The 22,373-nt window shown below is 45.0% G+C and carries 19 protein-coding genes and 1 other annotated feature; of the genes, 18 read left to right on the top strand and 1 reads right to left on the bottom strand.

Annotated elements, in window-relative coordinates:
• Positions 1–112 precede the first annotated feature (112 nt).
• The 7 genes from NSU15_RS24195 (at position 113) to NSU15_RS24165 (ending at position 11,881) form a co-directional block, all read left to right on the top strand.
• Positions 113–1,486: a LysM peptidoglycan-binding domain-containing protein gene (locus tag NSU15_RS24195; RefSeq protein WP_339287800.1), complete on the top strand. Its 1,374-nt coding sequence runs from the start codon at positions 113–115 to the stop codon at positions 1,484–1,486.
• Between the two features lie 342 nt (positions 1,487–1,828).
• Positions 1,829–2,112: a binding site (T-box leader), on the top strand.
• 203 nt (positions 2,113–2,315) lie between these two features.
• Positions 2,316–4,952: a valine--tRNA ligase gene (locus NSU15_RS24190; RefSeq protein ID WP_042132415.1), complete on the top strand. Its 2,637-nt coding sequence runs from the start codon at positions 2,316–2,318 to the stop codon at positions 4,950–4,952.
• A 5-nt stretch (positions 4,953–4,957) separates the two neighbouring features.
• On the top strand, positions 4,958–6,334 hold the full coding sequence (locus NSU15_RS24185) for a folylpolyglutamate synthase/dihydrofolate synthase family protein (protein ID WP_076120431.1): 1,377 nt from the start codon (positions 4,958–4,960) through the stop codon (positions 6,332–6,334).
• A 6-nt stretch (positions 6,335–6,340) separates the two neighbouring features.
• Positions 6,341–7,717 (top strand): UDP-N-acetylmuramate--L-alanine ligase, encoded by a 1,377-nt coding sequence (murC, locus tag NSU15_RS24180; protein ID WP_339287798.1) that lies wholly within the window; start codon positions 6,341–6,343, stop codon positions 7,715–7,717.
• Between the two features lie 281 nt (positions 7,718–7,998).
• A complete protein-coding gene (locus NSU15_RS24175; RefSeq protein ID WP_339287796.1) occupies positions 7,999–9,165 on the top strand; it encodes a GGDEF domain-containing protein in 1,167 nt (388 codons plus the stop codon).
• A 36-nt stretch (positions 9,166–9,201) separates the two neighbouring features.
• Positions 9,202–10,359, top strand: a complete 1,158-nt coding sequence (locus NSU15_RS24170) for a GGDEF domain-containing protein (RefSeq protein ID WP_339287794.1) — start codon at positions 9,202–9,204, stop codon at positions 10,357–10,359.
• Positions 10,360–10,696: 337 nt separating this feature from the next.
• Positions 10,697–11,881 (top strand): glycosyltransferase, encoded by a 1,185-nt coding sequence (locus tag NSU15_RS24165; protein ID WP_042130587.1) that lies wholly within the window; start codon positions 10,697–10,699, stop codon positions 11,879–11,881.
• A 93-nt stretch (positions 11,882–11,974) separates the two neighbouring features.
• Here NSU15_RS24165 and NSU15_RS24160 read toward each other — a convergent pair whose 3' ends face one another.
• Positions 11,975–12,961 carry a diaminopimelate dehydrogenase gene (locus tag NSU15_RS24160; protein WP_076120426.1) on the bottom strand — a complete coding sequence of 329 codons (987 nt, stop codon included), beginning with the start codon at positions 12,959–12,961 and terminating at the stop codon, positions 11,975–11,977.
• 215 nt (positions 12,962–13,176) lie between these two features.
• Between NSU15_RS24160 and NSU15_RS24155 the strand changes: the two genes are divergently transcribed.
• The 11 genes from NSU15_RS24155 to NSU15_RS24105 all read left to right on the top strand — a co-directional run bounded on the left by NSU15_RS24155 (position 13,177) and on the right by NSU15_RS24105 (position 22,337).
• Positions 13,177–14,412, top strand: a complete 1,236-nt coding sequence (locus NSU15_RS24155; RefSeq protein WP_339287792.1) for an SPOR domain-containing protein — start codon at positions 13,177–13,179, stop codon at positions 14,410–14,412.
• 251 nt (positions 14,413–14,663) lie between these two features.
• Positions 14,664–14,909: a DUF4321 domain-containing protein gene (locus NSU15_RS24150; protein ID WP_042130585.1), complete on the top strand. Its 246-nt coding sequence runs from the start codon at positions 14,664–14,666 to the stop codon at positions 14,907–14,909.
• 34 nt (positions 14,910–14,943) lie between these two features.
• Entirely contained in the window at positions 14,944–15,540 is a 597-nt protein-coding gene (locus tag NSU15_RS24145) for a Maf family protein (RefSeq protein ID WP_339287791.1), read from the top strand.
• Between the two features lie 24 nt (positions 15,541–15,564).
• The gene (radC, locus tag NSU15_RS24140; RefSeq protein WP_042130581.1) at positions 15,565–16,254 is read left to right on the top strand and encodes a DNA repair protein RadC; all 690 of its coding nucleotides are present in this window, start codon (positions 15,565–15,567) and stop codon (positions 16,252–16,254) included.
• A gap of 39 nt (positions 16,255–16,293) precedes the next feature.
• A complete protein-coding gene (locus NSU15_RS24135; protein WP_042130579.1) occupies positions 16,294–17,328 on the top strand; it encodes a rod shape-determining protein in 1,035 nt (344 codons plus the stop codon).
• Positions 17,329–17,390: 62 nt separating this feature from the next.
• Positions 17,391–18,269 carry a rod shape-determining protein MreC gene (gene mreC / locus NSU15_RS24130; RefSeq protein ID WP_042130577.1) on the top strand — a complete coding sequence of 293 codons (879 nt, stop codon included), beginning with the start codon at positions 17,391–17,393 and terminating at the stop codon, positions 18,267–18,269.
• Positions 18,269–18,799 carry a rod shape-determining protein MreD gene (gene mreD / locus NSU15_RS24125; protein ID WP_081389959.1) on the top strand — a complete coding sequence of 177 codons (531 nt, stop codon included), beginning with the start codon at positions 18,269–18,271 and terminating at the stop codon, positions 18,797–18,799. The genes mreC and mreD overlap by 1 nt, the downstream gene beginning before the upstream one ends.
• Before the next feature lie 79 nt (positions 18,800–18,878).
• On the top strand, positions 18,879–19,538 hold the full coding sequence (minC, locus tag NSU15_RS24120) for a septum site-determining protein MinC (RefSeq protein ID WP_042130575.1): 660 nt from the start codon (positions 18,879–18,881) through the stop codon (positions 19,536–19,538).
• Between the two features lie 5 nt (positions 19,539–19,543).
• A complete protein-coding gene (minD, locus tag NSU15_RS24115; protein ID WP_042130573.1) occupies positions 19,544–20,338 on the top strand; it encodes a septum site-determining protein MinD in 795 nt (264 codons plus the stop codon).
• Between the two features lie 300 nt (positions 20,339–20,638).
• Positions 20,639–21,502: a M23 family metallopeptidase gene (locus NSU15_RS24110; RefSeq protein ID WP_042130571.1), complete on the top strand. Its 864-nt coding sequence runs from the start codon at positions 20,639–20,641 to the stop codon at positions 21,500–21,502.
• Positions 21,495–22,337 carry a M50 family metallopeptidase gene (locus tag NSU15_RS24105; protein ID WP_042130570.1) on the top strand — a complete coding sequence of 281 codons (843 nt, stop codon included), beginning with the start codon at positions 21,495–21,497 and terminating at the stop codon, positions 22,335–22,337. Before NSU15_RS24110 ends, NSU15_RS24105 begins: the two co-directional genes overlap by 8 nt.
• Positions 22,338–22,373: the final 36 nt, after the last annotated feature.

Below are 22,373 nucleotides of genomic sequence, written 5' to 3'. Positions count from 1 at the left end.
AAAGTTGTCATGCCTTCCTGTTTGAAGCATATACATGTGGGGAGTAACATTTTGGGCTTATGCTCTGGGCCTGTCTCAGGGTTAGATTATGCCAAGAAGGAGGACATATCCCGTGTTTGATCAGTCCCACGGCTTGCGGTTTGATATTTATGAACGCATTCACCTATCGGAAGAGCTTCCGGGAATAGCTGAGCTGGAGGAGGTTGAACTACTTCCGGAAATCCAGGTGATTCAGCGGGAGGATCGTGCCGAGTTATATGGTCAGCTGTTGCTTACCGGACTCTACCGGAGCGAAGATGACCGAACGCAGCGTCTGGAGCACGCCATTCCCGTTGAAATCACTGTTCCGCTTACACGCGTCAGCTCGATTGAAGATATTGGGGTGGAGATCGAGAATTTTGATATTGATCTGCTCACGATGCGTACTGTGAATATAACAGGCGTATTATCCCTGCGGGGAATCGGTGGTGCGGAGCCTCAACCACAACCGACCTGGCAGCAGGAAGAGTACACAGTGGCTTATTCCCCTCTCAGTGATGACAGGGTAATCGAAGCATCTGCAGAGAACCAAGAACACGAAACTGATGCACTTTATGAAAATTCACAGTGGACCTTTGGTGAGGATGCATCGGAGGTTGCTGTAGAAGAACATGAGCATGCAGAAGCGAATGCAGAAGCAACAGAGGCCCCGCTGGTCTCAAGCGGAGCGGGTCAATCGTCCCCTATAGTTAATTTCTCATCCGCTCATGAGAAGGACAAGGGCGCGAAAGCCCGGACGCATAGTCTGGATTCGCAAACTGAGAATTCCAAAGCAGGTATAGCGGATTACTGGTTTAAAGCTGAGTCACAAAATGAGGAAGCTGAGGTTACACAGCTGAATCAAGTTAGCCAAGTGAGTGAAGCGGATCAGGAGCAAGAAGCGGAATATACCTTTGCTTCCAGAGAAAAAGCTGTCCCAGCAGCCACTGTTGAGGCAGAGCAGGACATTGCTGTATTCGCTTCAGAAAACGAGGCAAACCATGAGCTTCACGCACAAGAAGAGAATGCTCAGCCGATCAGTGAGAATGCAAACGAAGCCTTTGTTTCTCAAGAGACGGTGCCACAGCCAGAGGAGAAGCAAGACCTTAAGATTGCGTTAGGTAGTAAGAAAGAAGCAGAGGTTCCAGCGAAAGAACATCTCACCTTCTCTTCATTACTTAGCTCTAGTCGTTCCCGTAAAGAACAGGAAGCTCTTCAGTCTGAAGGAACTGCATCGGCTGCAGCGATCATTCCAGAAGCGGGAAATAATACAGAGTGGAAGAGCAGATTCATTACCGGAGCAGATGGCGCTAACTTGTTCCGGAAGGTTCGCCTTTGCATCGTGCAGCGTGAAGAAACGCTAGATACGATCGCAGAGAAGTATCAGCTAAGTGCGCGGGAGCTGGGAATGTATAATCGATTGTCAGGGCAGAGTGTAGAAGAAGGGCAAGTATTGTACATTCCGTAGACGAGTTACAATGCGTACTCACATGAATTGGTGAATCCCGATCTGATAGTAGATCGGGATTTTTGTCTAAATATAAGAATATATAAGTTTCACGTTATACATTATCCTTATATTTCTCGAATAAACGCTTACCGTCCGTAAAAGGACGTCGAAGGCGTTTATTCTTGTGTGACCGGAGAACGTTAGAAAGTGGGGTATCTAACCAACGCAGAGTGATGAATCGAATGAAAATTCGACATATGCACGCTATAAGTCGAAATTCCGCTTAAAGTCCCGCTGTAGAAGCCTATTCAGGTTGACTAGGGATGACTCAAAATGTATTATGGAGTAAGCAATATCTAAGTAAAGACTGGGAACGGGAAGAGTAGGCGGTCAGCCCTTCAGAGAGCGGAATGCAAGTGCTGTGACATTCCGTAGGATACAGCCACCGAAGTCGCCCCGGAGTCGCCCTTCTGAGCTTGTCTTCATAGGCATGAGAGATAAGTTAGGATGTGGCCGGTAGCAGCCGTTATCTGTACGAGTGTCGCGCTAAGCTTCTGAACCGTAAGGTGAGAGAAGTGTAGGTTTATTTTTCATTGGCGCGAAACAAAGGTGGTACCGCGAAAGAATGGCCTTTCGTCCTTTGAGACGAGGGGTCTTTTTGTTTTTTAAATATAAGAATGTATAAGTTTCACTCTGTATATCGTTCTTATATTTTTACAAGAAACTACAAGTAACCAAGTGGAGGTATCAGAGAATGGCTGACCAAAACAATCTAACAGCGGCAGAGTTGCCGGACCTGCAAGATACAGCGGCAGATGCTGCCGCTGCAAACGACACTAAGAATGAAATGCCAACAACGTATGATCCGAAATCGGCAGAAACCAAGTGGTATTCCTACTGGACAGAGGGTGGATATTTCCGTGCAGGCGGACGTCCAGATGCAAAAGCATATAGCATTGTAATCCCGCCACCAAACGTAACGGGAATGCTGCACATTGGCCATGCGCTTGATTTTACGCTTCAGGACATCTTGATTCGTACGAAACGGATGCAGGGCTTCGACACGCTTTGGCTACCAGGTACGGACCATGCCGGTATCGCAACGCAAACAAAGGTAGAGCAAAAGCTGCGTGAACAAGGAATCTCAAGACATGATCTCGGACGCGAGAAGTTCCTGGAGCAGGTATGGGATTGGAAAGATAAATATGCGAATACCATTCATGAGCAGTGGGCTAAGATGGGGCTTTCCCTTGACTATTCCCGTGAACGGTTTACCTTGGATGAAGGGTTGTCGAAGGCTGTACGTGAGGTATTCGTTAAGCTTTACAATAAAGGTTTGATCTACCGTGGGAAACGTATTATCAACTGGGACCCGGCGGCTCGCACAGCATTGTCGGATATCGAGGTTGAATATAAAGAAGTTAACGGTCACTTGTATCACCTGCGTTACCCGCTCAAAGACGGTAGTGGATTTATTACAGTAGCAACCACACGTCCGGAGACGATGCTGGGCGATACGGCGGTTGCTGTTCATCCGGAAGACGATCGTTATAAAGATCTGATCGGCAAAACGTTGATCCTGCCGATTATTGGCCGTGAGATTCCGATTATCGCTGATGATTATGTAGACAAAGAGTTTGGTAGTGGTGCGGTTAAGATTACACCAGCTCATGACCCGAATGACTTCGAGATGGGTCAACGTCACAACTTACCGCAGATTAACGTAATGGATGAGAGCGGTACGATGAATGAAGAAGCAGGACCTTATCAAGGTCAAGACCGGAGTGTATGTCGTAAGGCCATTACTGCTGACCTGAAGGAGCAAGGTGTGCTGATCAATATCGAAGATCATGTGCATCAAGTAGGACACAGTGAACGCTCTGGAGCCGTTGTTGAACCCTACTTGTCCACACAATGGTTCGTGAAGATGCAGCCACTGGCTGAAGCTGCCATCAACGCACAGAAGGATGGGAACGGGGTTAACTTTGTACCGGACCGTTTCGAGAGAACTTACCTGAATTGGATCGAGAACGTTCGCGATTGGTGTATTTCCCGTCAGCTATGGTGGGGACATCGAATTCCAGCATGGTATTCCGAGTCTACTGGTGAACTGGTTGTGGCAAATGACGAGGAAGAAGCGCGCCGGATCAGCGGTCTAACCGATCTGAAACAGGACGAGGATGTATTGGATACTTGGTTCAGCTCTAATCTGTGGCCTTTTGCGACACTAGGATGGCCGGATGAGAACAGCGCAGATTTCAAACGCTACTATCCGAACGATGTGCTCGTAACAGGTTACGATATTATTTATTTCTGGGTAGCGCGGATGATCTTCTCAGCCCTCGAATTTACCGGAGAAAAACCGTTCTCTGATGTATTGATGCACGGTTTGGTACGGGATTCCGAAGGCCAAAAAATGTCCAAATCTCTCGGAAACGGCGTAGATCCGCTTGAAGTTATCGAGAAGTATGGCGCTGATGCAATGCGCTACATGATTTCTACCGGCAGTACCGCCGGACAGGATCTGCGTTTCCGCTGGGAAAAGGTTGAACAGGCGCGTAATTTCGCCAATAAGATCTGGAATGCATCACGCTTCGCGCTCATGAATTTGGAAGGCGTAAGCTTTGAGAATATTGATATTTCTGGTGAGCTAAGTACTGCTGATCGTTGGATTCTGCACCGTCTGAACGAAACTTCTCGCGAAATTACGCGTCTAATTGACTCGTACGAGTTCGGTGAGACCGGTCGCCAGCTGTACAACTTCATTTGGGACGATCTCTGTGACTGGTATATTGAGTTCGCGAAGCTGTCGCTTTACGGATCAGATGCCGCTGCCAAAGCTAAGACACAGTCTGTACTTGCTTATGTATTAGACCGCACAATGCGCCTGATTCATCCGTTCATGCCGTTTATTTCGGAGGAAATCTGGCAGCACTTGCCGCATGAAGGAGAGACGATTACCCTTGCTGCATGGCCGGAGTATGATGCTGCTCTGGAGAACCCACAAGCGGTAGCAGAAATGAACCTGTTGATGGATGTAATCCGGGCGGTTCGTAATATCCGTGCGGAAGTGAATGTACCGATGAGCAAAAAGGTTGAATTGATCATCAAAGCGGGTAATGAAGAAACGCTGAGTATTATTACCCGTAACGACAACTACATTGGACGCTTCTGTAATACGTCTTCTTTCGAAGCTGGCCTGAATCCGCAAACGCCGGATAAGGTAATGTCCGCTGTAGTTACAGGAGCAGAACTGCTTCTGCCATTGTCGGGCCTCATTGACATTGAACAAGAAATCGCTCGTCTGGAAAAAGAAGTACAGACGCTAAACAGCGAAGTAGAACGCGTAGAGAAAAAATTGAGCAATCAAGGCTTCGTAGCTAAAGCTCCTGCTAAAGTTATCGAAGAGGAACGGGCGAAGCAGGCAGATTATTCTGCTAAACGTGAGAAAGTACTTGCCCGCATCGCAGAGCTGAGAGGATAAGAGACATGGATGACCTAAATCGGGGCGGAAATACCGCCCCTCTTGCGACATACACCGAAGCGGTTGATTGGATCAAGAGCCTAATTCCTTTTGGAATCCGGCCAGGTTTAGATAGAATTGAGATGTTGATGGACAAGCTGGGAAATCCGCATCGTCGGCTGAAATTTATTCATGTTGCGGGAACGAACGGCAAAGGCTCAACTTGTGCTTTCTTAACTAGTGCACTTATACAAAGCGGCTATTCTGTAGGAACCTTTACGTCTCCGTATATTACTAAGTTCACGAACAGGTTCCAATACAATAATACGGACATTGCTGAAGAAACGCTTGTCGAGCTGGTTAACCAATTACGTCCGCTAGTCCAAGAAATTTCGGAAACGGAGTTTGGCTCACCTACGATGTTCGAGGTAACTACAGCTGTAGCCATTCTATTTTTTGCGGGCGTCTCTTGTCCTGATGTTGTCGTATGGGAGACCGGGCTTGGGGGAAGGCTGGATGTAACGAATATCGTGACTCCGATTGTTTCTGTGATTACTAATGTTGGTCATGATCACATGGATATTTTGGGAGATACGCTAGAGAAGATAGCGATGGAGAAAGCCGGAATTATCAAGACAGGCGTACCTGCTGTTAGCTGCGTAACTCAGCCGGAGGTTGTGGCGGTTCTGAAAGAGAAAGCAGCGGCTTGCCGCTCAACTCTTTATCTTGCAGGAGAAGATTTTAGTTATGAAGCTAGTGGAATCCGTGAGGGTGCCCAGACTTTTCATTTTAAGGGTCCCTTCCGTTCGCTTGAGCTTGGGATTGAGATGAAAGGCGAGCACCAGATTAGCAATGCGGCGGCTGCCATGATGGTACTTGAAGTTCTGCGCCAGTATATGGCTTTTATGCTTGAGGATGAAGATGTTCTTGAAGGTTTGCGCCACGCATTCTGGGCTGGAAGGCTGGAAGAGGTAAGCAAGTCTCCTAGGATTGTACTGGACGGAGCGCATAATCCGGAAGGTGCGGAGAGTCTTGCAAAAAGTCTGCCTCAGCTCTATCAATACGGTAAATTAAATTTACTTATGGGAATGCTGTCAAATAAGCATCATGAATCCTACTTTAAGCATATACTGCCTATAGTGGATACGCTCATCCTGACCGAACCGGATTTCCAGAACAAAATGGACGCGGAGAATCTGCAAGTTATCGCAGAAAGTCTGCGGGAGAAATATGCCAAGGAAAACTTGGCAATCATAGTAGAACATAATTGGGGAAAAGCGCTGCAGCTACTGAAGTCGATTACAGCGGAGGATGACCTTGCCGTCGTATCTGGTACGCTGTATTTAATCTCTGACGTACGCGGTACACTTTTGCAGCAACCCGATACTGAAAAAGGCTGGTGACGACTGTTGGATACTACTGAACGTGTGCATTTTATAGGGATCGGCGGCTACGGAATGAGCGCGATTGCCCGGGTAATGCTGGAAATGGGATATACAGTTACGGGCTCCGATGTGGCTGCCCAAGAATTAACGGATAAATTGATTGCCAAAGGTGCCAAGATTTATATCGGGCATACTGCGGAACAAGTAAAAGGTGCGGATCTAGTCGTATACTCTACGGCTTTGTCTAGTGATAATGTGGAATGGGTGGAAGCTGAACGTCTTAAGATTCCAATTCTGCATCGTTCACAAATGTTAGCCCGTTTATTGAATGAACGTAAAGGGGTAGCCGTTGCTGGAGCACACGGAAAAACTACCACCTCCTCCATGATCGCACTCGTGATGGAAGAATGTGACGTTGATCCAACGTACATTATTGGCGGAGAGATTATGAACGTGGGTACGAATGCAAAGGCAGGACAAGGTGAGTTTGTAGTAGCGGAAGCAGATGAGAGTGATGGTTCTTTCCTGCACTATCACCCTTGGCTTGGGATTGTTACGAATGTGGAAGCGGATCACTTGGAAAATTACGATGGGGACTTTAACCGTCTTAAGGCTGCATACGTGCAGTTTATGAATCAAACGCGCGAAGATGGAACGGCGATAGTATGCGCTGATGACGAGAATGTGATTTCTCTTTTACCTGAAGCAACAGGTAAGGTGATTACTTATGGCATCAAGTCGAATACTGCGGATTATATCGCCACTGATATCGTTCTAGGCGATCGTCAGGTGTCTTACACGATGAATCATAATGGGGAAGTGCTTGGACGGATTGAACTCTCAGTTCCCGGACAGTACAATCTTTATAATTCAATGGCAGCGGTAATCGCTTGTTTGAAATCAGGAATCTCCTTTGAGAAAATCGCTGAAGCGATTGTGAAATTCCATGGTGCGAAGCGCCGTTTTCAAGTGCTCGGAGAAGTCGATGACATTCTGGTCATTGATGATTATGCGCATCACCCTACCGAAATTCAAGCAACAATCAGTGCTGCCAAGGCTACAGGAAAACGGATTATTGCGGTATTCCAGCCTCAACGTTATACACGTACTTTCTTTCTGTTAGATGCTTTCAGCCGTGCCTTTAGTGAAGCTGACGAAGTCATCATCACCGATATTTACTCTCCGGCTGGAGAGAAACAGATCGAGGGTGTTACTTCTGCGAAGCTGGTTGAGCTTATCGTTAAGAACAGTAATGCAGGCGCAAGACATCTACCAACCAAAGAAGATGTTCTTGCTGATCTGACACCTCGTATTGCTCCAGGTGATCTGGTGATTACGATGGGTGCAGGCGATATCTGGAAGGTCGGATACGCACTGGCAGACGGTTTGAAGAAGCATTAATATTACAGATCGTAGCTAATACGAGGATATTCAAATTCTCTCTTTAATAGCACTTCCCCCAAATTTCCTTCAGATCATCTATTTGTTTATCTGAAGGGAGCTTAGGGGGAAGTGTTTTTTTGGTATTGTTAGCGTATTTACTGATATAGTTATAAAGTGCTATAGTGCTGTCAGAAGAGGATCGATTTTTTAACGTATATTTGGGGCTCCCACAAAGTACCTGAGTACGCATAGAAGCAAAGACTCAAGTTGTGGGGATATTTTCACATAGGTGGTGACGTATGAGCTCCCTGATTGAAATTAGAACACTAATTTATTTGTTTATTTTTGGTAACTTATTTATGTTGCTGCTAATAACCAATTATCGAAGTACCGCTGTTAAAGATACCGCCTCGACAATGTTCATCCGATCAAAAGGGGTACAGCTGCTCTTTTGGTGTTCGATATTACTGTGGGATTACCTCCCTCATACGTTGTCCATTCCACTTAGCAATGCTCTGATTCTCGGCGGGTGCTGTCTAGAAATTACAGCCTTACTGCTGATGATGGGAGTACTGGGACCAAGAATAAAGCGATATTACATCATCCTTTCGGTATGGAGTGCAATCAGTTTTAGTATCATCGCCTTATTTTTTAATCATTCCAACCTGCGCATCGCCTGTACATCACTTTGGTCTATATTGTTTGTAATCTATCCGGCTTATCATCTAACTGTAAATAAAAAGGCTACCCCTCTTCAAAAAATATTGGGTGTGTTATTTTATGTAATTGCAGTGATTATGCTCATGCGGGCATTTGTTGCACTGATTTGGGAGCCTGAGATGAATGTGTTTTCAACAAATCTTACGCAGTATTTGTATTATCTGGGAATGTATTTATTATTTATTGTGGGGGCGGCCGGTTTTATTCTACTCTCTAATGAACATTCTTATGTCAAACTAAAAAGAATAGCCAGTTACGATGATTTGACGGGGATTCTAAACCGTGGAGCATTTCTTCAGGAAGCGGAGATAAAGCTTGAAAAAGCATTTCGAGAGCAGGAGTACTTCTCATTTTTGCTATTGGATTTGGATCATTTTAAAGAGGTCAACGATACTTACGGTCATGATACGGGTGATATAGTTCTGGAAGAATTCGCATCGACGATTAAAGATCATCTCGGAAATGGTGATTTGTTTGGCAGACTAGGGGGCGAGGAATTCGCAGTCATACTCTGTGGAATAGATGAACAAGGCTGTGACCAGAAAGCCGAGACACTTCGCGAGGCGGTAATGAATGCTTCCACTCATAAGATTCCCCAGGGGTACACTGTTAGTATAGGTGTAATTACGATCATGCCAGATCAGGAGATCTCGATAAATAAGTTGTACAAGCTAAGCGACAAGGCGTTATATCAGGCCAAACAAGAGGGAAGAAATAGAATCATCAGATACCGATATGTATACTAAGAGTCAGGAATAGTTGGGGAGGTGAACTTCACTCATATGCATCTGGATCTCCAGACACTGCTGGTATGTCTCTTTCTATGGCAATCGTTCACGGTGCTGCTTATCGTGGTATATCGTTTACGCTACGCACAGGAACAGACGTATTCATTGTTTATCACAGCAAAATATTTGCAATTAGCAGTCTTGATCCTTTTATTGCTGAAGGATTATATAGATTCGTCACTTAGTCTACCGATCATAGTACTTCTTGCTTTGGCTGGCGGTACGCTCGAAAGCTTAGCGCTTCTGATGCTTCTAAGAGTATTCGGGAATAAGGTTGAAAAATATTATTCTATATTATTCGGAGTATCGATTATCGTTGTGGTGCTGATGTATTTGTTTAAGCAAGAGGATTCCCTCGTTATTGCCGTTGCTTGCCTTGCGGGAGTTCTGATTATCGCCTACCCTGCTTATGTTTTATGCTTGAAGGTTATGGAGACCTCACTACAAATGATAATGGGACAGCTATATTTTATTGTTATCTTATCGTTGGCAGGGAGAGCTTTGGAACCGCTGTATTCTGTGTTAGGATTCAATACGCAAGTGACACAATTCCTTTATTTGATTTTTTATCTCGGTATTTATTTGTATATGTTTTTAGGAACCGCTGGGATTATGCTGCTTTATAGAGAGGATTCCTTTGCAGAAATGGAGCGGGTTGCAACTTATGATGAGTTGACAGGTATTTTGAACCGCAGGTCGTTCGTTCTGCGTGCTCGGCCTTTAATAGCTGCTTCAGCAATGAAGAAGCTGCCCTATTCTTTTTTACTGCTGGATGTGGATCACTTTAAGAGCATAAATGATACTTACGGTCATAATATGGGAGACCAAGTACTGACTGATCTGGCGTCTAAAATCGAGCAACAGCTTGGCAATGGTGATTTGATCGGTAGATTTGGGGGAGAAGAGTTCGCAGTACTTCTGCATAGAGCTGATGAGAAAAATAGTGATGTTATTGCTGAAGGAATGCGCACAGCTGTTTTAGGCTCAGTGATTCATGGTGTTCCGCTGCATTACACGATAAGTATTGGGGTCATTACGATAGAATCAGGCGAGCGTTTTTCTCTGAACAATCTCTACAAACTTTGTGATAATGCATTATATCAGGCTAAGAAAAAGGGCAGAAACTGCGTCGTTAGAAGCTACGAAATATAAAAGTGTCTTTCTTTCGTCATTAGACGAGGAAGACACTTTTTTTGTTGCATATGGAATGGTTCATTATACCTAACGACTATAAGAATTATGTTTAGAGAATTCATGTTCATGAATCTCTGGAAAAAGGAGATTTTTGGGTTAGATTATCAAAAAAATGGCGATTTATAAAGGTTTATCGCAATGGATTTCGAATAAAGGATGAAAATATATAATAAATTTAAAGCTTCCCCTATAAATCGACAAATATTTTATATGAAATGAGTTACTATTGAACTGCATCTAAAGTTGCAGTGGAAAGTGGAGAGGGTTTAATACAAAAATACAAGGAGCCAGAGTCATGCGAGAAAAAATGCTGTTCCTATCAGCTCAGAATCAAAGCGCAGAGGATCTAGAAGGAGAAATGAGAACAGGGAGTATTCTCGAGATTTTGCTTGGGAAATTTGATATCGATTTGCTGACGTATTCCAGTACGCACAAGGAAATGTCTACAAATGATGGAACTTCACTAAAGGTTCATTACATTAACGGGTGCATTACCTCATGGAAATCCATGCTGCGTCCCTTACATATATTACGGAATTTCACTAATCGGAGTCATGCAGATAAAGACATGAAGAGCACCATCATGGAGCTTTGCAGATCGAATAATTATAGACATGTATTTATATCGCATAGCTTGCTTGGGAATTGTATAGATATGGTTCGGAATCTGCTACCTGAGGCAAGTGTTATTACAGATACGTATCGTTTTGAGAGCGGCGTTGCCGTTGGAAAAGAAATCGGAAGGCCGAACAGCGGTAATCCTTACCATAAACTAAATGAAGCTTTGATTCGGCGGCATAAACGGAGACTAATGAATAAAACAGGGGTACTCCTGGCAACCTCGGAATGGGATGCCCTTAAATTCAAATCCTTATCCTTTGCGGATGCTCGTAAGGTTCATGTTGTTCCTCATTTCATAAAAATGAACGAGTACGACGCTTTTACTGAGCCTGTTGCAAAAGAAAATTCAATAGTTCTGCACTGGAATATGAACACCAGACAGGGAATTAAAGCCGCTCAAAACTTCTTTAAGAAAAGCTACCCATTGATTAAGGAACAAGTGCCTGATATCAAGTGTTACATAACTAGTCATGAGGTTCATTCGGAAGTGTTGACGCTTATAAAAGAAGATGTATCAGTAGTTATCACTGGACCTTTGAAACCGTCAGCGGATTATATTCGTCGAGCTAAAGCGGTTCTAGTGCCTATCCTTGAAGGCTGTGAGGTCTCCAGAAACATTCTGGAATCATGGGCACTCAAAACGCCAGTTGTTACTAGCTCTATGGTATGTGAACGATTGAACTGTGAGCATAACCGTAATATTTTGCTTGCTAACAGCTCAGTTGATGTTGTAGCTAGTGTAATAACGTTGTTAAAGAATCCCGAGATGGCAACGATTATTGCTGATCGGGCGCATCGCACATTGTTGAAGGATTACGAAGTGAATTATGTGAAGAATAAGATTCTTAGTCTTGTATAGAAGGTTTGCCCGAGAAGGGTGTGCCTGCAGTATATAAAAAAACCGCGCGGACGTTTTAGGGTCCAACGCGGTTTTTTATATTCTTGTATGATTTTACAGCAGGTTGCGGCGCAATTCTTCCGGAGATTTAGGAGACAGCATTCCAAGTGGAATATCGAATACTGTACGCGCTCCGCTTTGTCCTTCTTGACTCATGCGTTGAGCGGCTCTGGCATAGGCCACGAGAACACTAGCTGTAAATTCTGGATTGCTCTCCAGCTTCAGGCCAAATTCAATAATCTGCTTTGTGCCTTCCCCTGTTACACCGCTGCGAATAACAAACCCGCCGTGCGGAATTCCGCTATGCTGAGCTGCCAATTCTTCTTCAGTGATGAAAGTAACCGTAGTATCATAATCTGCAAAATAGTTCGGCATATTCACGATTTCCTCGCGAATGCGTTCTTGATCTGCACCTGCCTCAGCAACAACAAAACACTCTCTGAGGTGCTTCTGGCGAGTGGTAAGCTCTGGTGTTTCGCCAGCGCGAATGGCATCAATAACCTCTTGTACTGGAACAGTATATTGTACACCGGCTTTCACTCCATCCACTCTGCGGATCGCATCGGAGTGACCTTGGCTAACGCCTTTGCCCCAGAAGGTATATTCTTTACCTTGCGGAAGAATGGCTTCAGCAAGCAGGCGATTCATTGAGAATAAGCCTGGATCCCAGCCGGTAGAAATTACGCTGAGTGTTCCACCTTGTTTAGCTGCGGCATCAACGGTCTCGTAGAACTCGGGGATTTTGGCATGAGTATCAAAGCTGTCCACGGTATTAAACATCCGGGCAATGGCTGGTGTTTGTTCTGGCAGATCTGTAGCCGATCCTCCGCATAGAATCATAACATCCACTTTTCCCTTATATTGTTCGACGGCAGAGATGTGCTCGAACTTCACACCGGTTTCTCCGGCTTCCAGTTGTCCAGGTTCTCTGCGCGTAAAGATCGCAACTAGCTCGATATCTTCACTTTGGTTGATAGCCTTACGTACACCTTTTCCTAAATTTCCGTAGCCTACAATAGCTGCTTGAATTTTTTGTTTCAGAAGAAGCCCTCCTAATCAGTAGTGAACTAAAGCACTATTTCTAGTTTACCTAGTATAGTGTACAATTTCAGCTCTTTTTATATAGTATATAAAAGTTACATGTAATGTAAACTGAATCTGCATAATCTTTCATAATTCCTAGCGCTTAAAAATAGCATATCTCTCTATTGTCTATCATATATTATTTATAGATTAGATGAGGTGAGGTGTAACTGTTGAATAACGGAAGAATGACATTCCGATTTGACGTGAACAAGGACGAGCCTAAACCAAAGCCTAAGGTGGTGGAGCGCTGGTCAAATGGCGGACTGGGCACAGCTGAAGAGTATGCTGAGGGGCTGCGTCAAGAGGTTGGCCCAGCGCAGCAGACATGGATTTATGAGCCTGATTTTCGTTCTACGCGTGAGGCACCGCCGGAAGATTCCTACGACTATTACTCGGGCACTGTAGATCCGCGTCAGGAAGAATGGGACGAACAGGATAAAGATTTTAGATATACACAACCATCGTATCTTCTTTCAGATATGGTTTCGGATAGCAGAGATGAATTAGAGCATGTATCCACTGGCAACTACGGAGGATCTTACCATACCCGGCGTCCCTCGTATTGGTGGAAGCTAGCTCTTTCTGTTACGGGAGCCATCGGCACAGGGGTGCTGCTTGGATATGCTGCGCTTTCTTTTTTCTATGGAGGAAATATGGACAGCACCTCTGGAAATGGGACAGCAGACATGGCGGCTACTTCAGTGCAGTCCAGTGGAGCTAAAGAACCGGCAGGTGTAGGCACATCAGGATTGCCGGTTACAGGAACAGAGAATGCAGGGAAGAACACCATCCCAGTTCAAGTAGCTGCGCAAAGCTATTATCTGTTGCAGTACGGAGTATTCAGTACACCAGCAGGCGCTGAAGAGGCTCGCCAGGAGTTGTTAACCGCAGGATTGGCTGCGGGTATGGACCCTGCTGACGGCAATCGTGTTTATGCCGGAATGTCATCGGACCGTGAACAGGCCAAGCTGCTAAGCAGCGGTCTGCAGAATCAGGGGATTGAGCTATATGTGAGAGAGGTGGCAATTCCCGGGGCAGAACAGCTTGTCTATTCCGGTAAAGCAGAAGAAGTGAAGAACTATTTCTCTGTAAGCGGGCAGCTGCTCAGTGAACTAAGCAGTCAATCTGCTTCTTTATTAAGCGCTGGTCAAATGATTACGGCAGCAAATACCTCCGTTGTGAGTGATCTGCATCTGCAGTGGAGTGAAGCCGTCAAAGTGCTGGAGCAAAGCGTGTCTCCCGAAGCGAAAAGCATCTGCGCGGCGCTAGAAAAATCAATGAGCCAAGGGATATCAGCATTAAGTGAATATAACAAGAACAAGGCGCAGGGGCTACTTTGGGAAGTACAAGAATCGATGCTAAGCTTTTTGACTAGTCAGAAACAGTTACTGTCTGCAATGAATTAACGAATAAACGGGTGACTTTAAAAACAGCAAGCCTCTGGATGTTGGGGCTTGCTGTTTTGGCGCGATAGGATGGGAACTTCGCTATATTCCGATATATAACATAAACTGAAATGGATACAGAGGGTGGTATCCCTCCGCAACTTTTAGGGCAAATGGTGGTAAACATTACCGTAAGGGATTTTACGTTTGTATTGATCACAATTTCACCGTATAATAATTAGGGTGTCAAAAAATGGCGAGGGAAGACTGAGATGAAGAAGAAAAATGTAGGAACACTGCTGTTATTTCTAATTCTAGGTTGGCTGGCTGGAGCCTGGATCGCCAAGCTACTGCAGCCGGTAAAGGCTCTTTCTTTTCTAACAACATCGACTGTGCTTAAGTGGTCTCCGCGAGCCGATTTGGACATCATAACCTATGACATCACTATTCATTTGAAATTGTGCATGCTAAGTCTCATCGGTATTATTACAGCGGTATGGCTGTACCGAAGAGTGTAACTCTCGTTACTGATCAAGAAGGGACGTTTACAACGTGGACAACTCACAACTCATTATTTTAGCCTCAGGTTCACCGCGTCGACGAGAGCTTTTGTCTTTACTGGGCTTGCCTTTTGAGGTTATTACCAGCGAAGCTGACGAAAGCACACCACCTGACTTTACGCCGGAGCAAATCGTGCGCAGTCTGGCTTTGCGTAAAGCAAAGGCCGTTGTAGCTGCAGCAGGAGAGCGTAACGCAGTAATCGTTGGTAGTGATACGATTGTTGTGCTAGATAACACTGTGCTAGGCAAACCGGTGGACGAGCTGGACAGCAAATCGATGCTTACCAGACTTCAGGGCCGGAATCATAAGGTATACACGGGTGTAGCCTGTATCGGACTTCCGCATGGAAAGACTATAGTGGAGCACCGTGTTACTTCCGTAACGATGAGAGCAATGACTGAAGATGAAATTGTTGCTTATATAGCTACGGGAGAGCCCGCTGATAAGGCTGGCTCTTATGCGATACAGGGGCTTGGCTCGACCTTGGTGGAACGAATTGAAGGCTGTTATTTCAATGTTGTCGGATTGCCGCTGTCGCTTCTTGGCGAAATGCTGTCCGAGTTCGGTATAGCTGTATTGAACCGGTAGGAAGCTTGGGAAAGAGGGATAGGGATGGAGTCGCAATCAGTAATGCTGCGGGACCTCCCCCATGAAGAACGACCAAGAGAGCGCATGATGCATTATGGGGCGGAATCATTAAGTCAAGCGGAGTTGTTAGCCATTCTGCTGCGTACGGGAACACGCCGTGAATCGGCTATTCATATTGCTCAGCAGATGCTAGGGAAGATCGGTGGCCTGCGTGGGCTGGTTGACCTTAGCATCGAAGAACTGACCGAAATCAAAGGTATTGGCCCTGCCAAGGCCGTACAACTAAAAGCAGGCATCGAGCTTGGAAGGCGCCTTGCGAACTCCAGGTTTAACATGCCGGTCATTATCCGTTGTCCTCAGGACGCTGCAGAGATTCTGACCGAGCAGTTGCGTTATTTGCAGAAGGAGCATTTTGTCTGCCTGTTTCTGAATACGAAGAATCACGTGATTGGACAAGAAACGTTGTCTATGGGCAGTCTTAACGCTTCGATTGTTCATCCTCGCGAGGTATTCCGAGCAGCTATAAAATGTAGCAGTGCCTCTATCATATGCGCACATAATCATCCTAGTGGTGATCCAACGCCTAGTCCGGAGGATATCTCCTTGACTCAGAGACTGCTTCAAGCAGGTGAGATTGTCGGAATAGACGTGTTAGATCATCTAATTATCGGTGATAGCAGCTTTGTAAGCTTGAAAGAAAAAGGACACATGTAATATAAATGTGAAGATTTACTTAGGAAAAGGAGAATTAGCATGTTGGGTAGTTTTACGAAAGATTTAGGAATTGACTTGGGGACAGCGAATACGCTTGTCTATGTACGCGGTAAGGGGATCGTTGTAAGAGAGCCTTCCGTTGTAGCCATTAACACTGACACTAAGACGATTGAAGCCGTGGGTGAATCCGCTAAAAAGATGATTGGTCGTACACCGGGTAACATTCGTGCGATCCGTCCGATGAAGGATGGCGTTATCGCTGATTTTGACACAACGGCTACGATGATTAAATATTTTATCCGTCAAGCACAGAAACAGCGTTCCATGTTCCAACGTCACCCTAATGTAATGGTCTGCGTACCCTCCGGCATTACTGCTGTAGAGCAACGTGCCGTAGAAGATGCTACTAGACAAGCTGGTGCTCGTGAAGCTTACATTATCGAGGAACCTTTTGCTGCTGCGATCGGTGCAGATCTACCGGTTTGGGAGCCAACAGGAAGTATGGTTGTTGATATCGGTGGAGGTACAACAGAAGTTGCTGTAATTTCACTTGGCGGTATTGTTACTAGTCGTTCCGTACGTGTTGCGGGTGATGAAGCGGATGAGTCGATCATTCAATATATCAAACGTCAATACAATCTAATGATTGGTGAACGTACTTCGGAACAGCTTAAAATGGATGTGGGTTCTGCTCTTCCGCTTGAGAAGGCTGAGACTATGGAAATTCGCGGACGCGATCTCGTAACAGGTCTGCCAAAGACGCTTACAATCACTTCCGATGAAATCTGTGAAGCTTTGTCCGACACTGTGAATTCTATTATTGAAGCTGTTAAAGTAACTTTGGAAAAATGTCCACCGGAGCTCGCGGCAGATATTATGGATCGCGGAATTGTTTTGACAGGTGGAGGCGCCTTGCTTCGTAACTTGGACAAGCTCCTTGCTCGTGAGACTGGAATGCCAGTTATTGTCGCTGAGAACCCTCTGGATTGTGTAGCTATTGGAACAGGAAAGGCGCTTGAAAATATCCATTTGTTCAAGAGCCGCAGCAGTTCCAGTCTTCGCTCTAAGAGATAAGCCTATGTATTGCCACTTGTGTAAGTCAACCCCTGTTATGGGAGAAATATTGTTGTTAGAGGGTGTTGAAACTGTTTAAACTCTTAAGCAATAAACGTTTGTTTATTCTGTTGATTACACTGGTGCTGTTCATTGTGGTGATGGGCTTCAGCTTGGCATCAAGGAGCTCCTTGTCCTGGCCGGAGAATTTTCTTAGAGATACGACTGGTTTCGTGCAAAAAATGTTCTACAAGCCCGCTGGATATGTAGCGGGCTTGTTTGAAGATATCGGAAATCTGAAAGATCTTTCTAAGGAAAATGAGCAGCTGAAGATACTTGCTGCCCAATATGCGCGTGATAAAGCTCAATACAATTTCATTCAGGTAGAAAATGAGCAATTGAAGGAACAGTTGAAGTTCACAAAAGCTCAAGAGGAATTGTATAAATATCAATATCATATTGCGCAGGTGGTTAGTCAGACTACAGAACCCAGCAATAGCACGATTGTAATCGATTTAGGCGCCAAAGATGGCGTTAGACCAAATATGTCCGTGATTTCTGTTGATGGTTTGGTGGGGGTTATTAGTCAAGTCAGCAATTTCACTTCTACTGTGAAGCTGATGACTATGATGGATACGAATGACCCTAATTCTCAGCCGCCAATTGCGGCAACTGCTATTTCCAAAGAGGGCAAGACCTTTGGTATGATTGAAAGCTATGATCCTAAGACAAATAGGTTATTGATGAACAAGATCCCGCCAGGCGATCCGATTGCACCGAAGGATGTTATAGTTTCCTCCGGTATTGGCGGATTGTATCCGCGAGGCTTGACCATCGGTACGGTTGAAAGTGTTGAGGTTGGTGAATTTGGATTAACTTCCACAGCAGTGATTAAGCCTTCAGCAGAATTCCAGGACTGGAAGCAGCTGATCGTTGTGTTTACGGAGGAGCGTGCTGAATAGTGAATATGCGCAGATCTGTTCTTGTTCTGTTACTGTTCCTCTTGTTTATTCTGGAGGGAACCATTCTGCCTTGGCTGATTCCAGATGCTTGGCAGATGCGAATTATTCCGAATCTAGTGTTCGTTGTACTATTGTTTGTGGCTGTATACCATCATCGTCATACGGCCCTTATATTAGGTCTATCCTTCGGAATGATACATGATGTCGTTTTTTATGGCAGAATTCTAGGAGCACATTCCTTTGCGATGGGTCTGTCGGCTTACTTAATCGGCCTTCTGTTTCAGATCCCGCGTGCTCCATTGCCTCTTATGATGACTGTGATTCTGCTCGGAAGCTTGCTAGAGGATAGCGTGTTATTTGGTATTTATAGTGTATTTAATCTCAATCAGGAGCCTTATAGCTGGGCGATTTTGAATCATATGCTGCCAACGATGCTCTTTCATTTTGCTATTGCTCTGATCCTCTACATACCGTTACGACGCCAGCTTGAGCTGATCAAGAAAGAGAAGAGTACGGAAGAAGCAGCATAAAGAGCTTCTAATTTCTTTCTTGATAAAGCAGGAATTTAAGAGGCCCGGCACGAATGAATGAGGATAGGGGGCCAGGCATATGACAGTAAAATCCAAGCATGTAAGGATTAAGGGCATCAAGGATGGCCTGATATTCCTGCTAGACGACAAATGTCCCTTCGAAGATCTTCTGAGTGAGCTTCGCTATAAGCTGGAGCACAGCCATCAAAATATTTTAACTGGACCGATTGTACATGTGGACATTAAGCTAGGCAATCGTCTCGTAACTGAGGAAGATAAGGAAGCTGTGCTGGAGATTCTGAAGGGACAGGGAAACCTACTGATTCGTTCCATAGAGGCGCTACCAGTACCCGGCAGTGAGGATAATGACGCGTTGTTTCTAATGAGCGGGATTCTTCGTTCCGGTCAGGTGCTGCACCATGATGGAAATCTTTTATATCTGGGAGATGTGAACCCAGGAGGGACCATAACCTGTTCAGGCGATATCTATATTCTAGGATCACTTAGAGGTATGGCGCATGCTGGAGTAGATGGCAATGAAGAGGCAATTATCGCTGCTTCATTAATGTCTCCGACACAACTGAGAATTGCTGATATTATCAGTCGTCCTCCCGATGAGTGGGAAACCCGTGAAAGCAGTATGGAATTTGCATATTTAACGAACGGAGCTATGCAAATCGATAAAATTCATAATTTAGTCAAAGTACGTCAGGATTTAAATGTGTTTAAAGGGGTGTAGCCTCCATGGGAGAAGCGATAGTCGTAACCTCGGGCAAAGGCGGAGTTGGCAAAACAACCACAACAGCCAATATTGGAACCGCACTTGCACTGCAGGGTAAAAAAGTATGTCTCGTCGATACCGACATTGGACTGCGTAATCTGGATGTAGTTATGGGGCTTGAGAATCGCATTATTTATGATCTTGTGGATGTAGCGGAGGGACGTTGTCGTTTAAATCAAGCACTCGTTAAAGACAAACGCTTTGATGAGCTGTATATGCTGCCCGCAGCACAAACAAAGGATAAAACGTCTGTCACTCCTGAACAAGTAAAAGATATCATTCTCGAACTGAAGAAGGAATATGAATATATTCTGATTGATTGTCCAGCAGGGATTGAGCATGGCTTCCGCAATGCGATTGCCGGTGCGGATAAAGCGATCGTAGTTACCACACCAGAGCATGCTGCTGTGCGGGATGCGGATCGGATTATCGGACTGCTTGAACAGTCGCATGTGGAATCCCCAAAATTGGTGGTAAATCGTATTCGTCCAGGTCTTGTAAAGTCTGGGGATATGCTTGATATTGAGGATATTTTACAGGTGCTGAATATTGACCTTATCGGAATTGTTCCGGATGATGAACTGGTCATTAAAGCCGCAAATAGTGGAGAGCCTACAGTTATGAATCCTGATTCGTCAGCAGCTATTGCCTATCGCAATATTGCACGTCGAATTTTAGGCGATGCTGTACCATTGATGCAGCTTGATCGGAAACCGGGCGCATTTAAGAAATTTAAGAAGTTTTTCGGTATGGCTTAATTTTGCAAAATATAAGAAAGATAAGTTTCACACAATACTTTATGTCTTATATTTCTCGCTAAAACGCTTACCGTCCTTATAAGGACGCCGAATGCGTTTTTGCTTGCCAAGCAATCTTACTATAGAAGCATTAACGGTCCCACCACTTGAGAAATCTAAGGGGTGGGATTTATTTTGGGGAAAATAAGAATATTTGACCGTTTCAGGGATTTAAGTGCTCCGCCTTGGGCGGGCTTGTTCTAAAGAGACTTCCGTGCTTCATAAAATGGAAGTAAAACAAGCCCGTCCGGAGGGATAAATATGGATCTGAAATCAGATATCAAGAATCGCCGCAAGGAGCGTATTCGCAGTTTGTTGGAAGAAATCCCAGATATAGAAACAGCGGAGGCAGCTCCGTTATTCGTTATGCCCGAAAAGAGTACGAGCTTCAGAGAATGGGGAGCGGGATTTAAGGGGAATGATGAGCAATCCTCTATAGAGCCTGATCCAGAGGTAATGTGGAAAGAGAGACGTGGGGGCTGGGAGGAACCTGGTGGTGGGGGTTCTAATTTTTTTTCCGGCTTTATTCGAAGGGTCGTAGCCAGCGTGCTAGTGTTTGGAGCGGTGTGGGGAGTGTTTACAATTCACCAGCCATGGTCCTATAAAGTTCAAGCTTTTGTGAGTGATGCCTTGAGCAATGACATGGATTTCACAGCAGTGCGGGTCTGGTATGAGGAGAATTTTAACGGTGCACCAGCGTTCATACCGATATTTGGGGATAAAGATGAACCTGCTCAAAAGGCAGCGGCTCATCATGAGCTTAGCGCTCCGGTAGCCGGGAGCATTGTGGAGCCTTTTGCATCCACGTTAAAAGGTGTTGAAATTATGCCTCAACTCGATTCAACCTTAAATGTGACGGTGAAGAGTATAGACATGGGACGCGTTCTTTCCATATCCAAAGAATTGGACGGAGGAATTCGAATTGCGGTCCAGCATTCTGGAGGAATTACAGCAGAATACGGACATTTAAGTGGCACCAAACTGGAGATAGATGACTGGATTCAAAGCGGAGATTCACTTGGCTGGATGCTGGAGAAAGAGGGCTCCTCAGCACCAACGCTGTTTTTTGCCGTGATGAAAGACAAGACTTATATTGATCCTACAGAAGTGGTATCGTTTGATTAGGATCTTAGGGATCGATTTGTCACTACATCCATTGTTCGTAATCATCATGTTGTTCTCTGTACTCACAGGACAATTTCTGGAGCTGCTGACTTTATTTACGATCGTCCTCATACATGAATTAGGACATGTGGTGGCTGCCCTTCTGGTTGGTGTTACCGTCAAGTCGGTTCAGCTTCTTCCGTTTGGTGGCGTTGCGGTTATTGAAGATCATGGGCGGCTTACAGCTAGTCGTGAGATTGGCATTGCACTTGCCGGTCCGCTGCAAAATGGAATCATGATTGTTATGGCTCTTGGGCTTCAGCAGGCAGGTTACGGCAATCAGGAATTTTTAACCTATTTCATAAATGCCAATGCAATTATTGCACTCTTTAATCTAGTGCCTGTTCTCCCACTTGACGGAGGCAAAGTACTTCAAGCGACAGTGAGTCTATTCCTTCCTTATTACTATACTTTGCTGTGGAGCGGACGAATTAGTGTTGCTGCAAGTGTTCTTGTGATTGTTTATGCGCTACTGCCCCTTGGAGCGGGTGGAGGACTCAGGCTGAATATGGTCATGATCGGTGCCTTTCTGCTGTATTCAAATCTTACGGATCATCGAAATTTACCGTACCGATTCGTTGCATTTTTAATGAATAGGGAGGCTGTCTACGAGTATCATTTGCGGACAGGTAGTGTGGCTCGTCCAATTGTTGCCTTATCGGCGAAACCTTTAGATGCTATATTGCGTCTATTTAAACGTAATCAATATCATTTTATCTATGTATTAAACGGCAAAGGAAATGTTGTTGCTGTTGTGCCGGAACAGCGCTTAATATCTACTTACTTCGGAATGTAGTGTATTTATGCAGAGAATGAGCAAGTAATCAATGAA

It is taken from the genome of Paenibacillus sp. FSL E2-0201, assembly GCF_037963325.1.
Taxonomy (GTDB): Bacteria; Bacillota; Bacilli; order Paenibacillales; family Paenibacillaceae; genus Paenibacillus_AQ.
The sequence above is the reverse complement of the archived record's forward strand: the minus strand, read 5'-3'. Positions and strand labels throughout refer to the sequence as shown.

Excerpts from the sequence above, each read along its gene's own strand:
- minD (WP_042130573.1), top strand. The coding sequence starts at position 19,544 with ATGGGAGAAGCGATAGTCGTAACCTCGGGCAAAGGCGGAGTTGGCAAA.
- NSU15_RS24170 (WP_339287794.1), top strand. The coding sequence starts at position 9,202 with ATGCATCTGGATCTCCAGACACTGCTGGTATGTCTCTTTCTATGGCAA.
- NSU15_RS24185 (WP_076120431.1), top strand. The coding sequence starts at position 4,958 with ATGGATGACCTAAATCGGGGCGGAAATACCGCCCCTCTTGCGACATAC.
- NSU15_RS24135 (WP_042130579.1), top strand. The coding sequence starts at position 16,294 with ATGTTGGGTAGTTTTACGAAAGATTTAGGAATTGACTTGGGGACAGCG.
- NSU15_RS24165 (WP_042130587.1), top strand. The coding sequence starts at position 10,697 with ATGCGAGAAAAAATGCTGTTCCTATCAGCTCAGAATCAAAGCGCAGAG.
- NSU15_RS24150 (WP_042130585.1), top strand. The coding sequence starts at position 14,664 with ATGAAGAAGAAAAATGTAGGAACACTGCTGTTATTTCTAATTCTAGGT.
- NSU15_RS24190 (WP_042132415.1), top strand. The coding sequence starts at position 2,316 with ATGCCAACAACGTATGATCCGAAATCGGCAGAAACCAAGTGGTATTCC.
- NSU15_RS24110 (WP_042130571.1), top strand. The coding sequence starts at position 20,639 with ATGGATCTGAAATCAGATATCAAGAATCGCCGCAAGGAGCGTATTCGC.
- radC (WP_042130581.1), top strand. The coding sequence starts at position 15,565 with ATGGAGTCGCAATCAGTAATGCTGCGGGACCTCCCCCATGAAGAACGA.
- NSU15_RS24175 (WP_339287796.1), top strand. The coding sequence starts at position 7,999 with ATGAGCTCCCTGATTGAAATTAGAACACTAATTTATTTGTTTATTTTT.
- minC (WP_042130575.1), top strand. The coding sequence starts at position 18,879 with ATGACAGTAAAATCCAAGCATGTAAGGATTAAGGGCATCAAGGATGGC.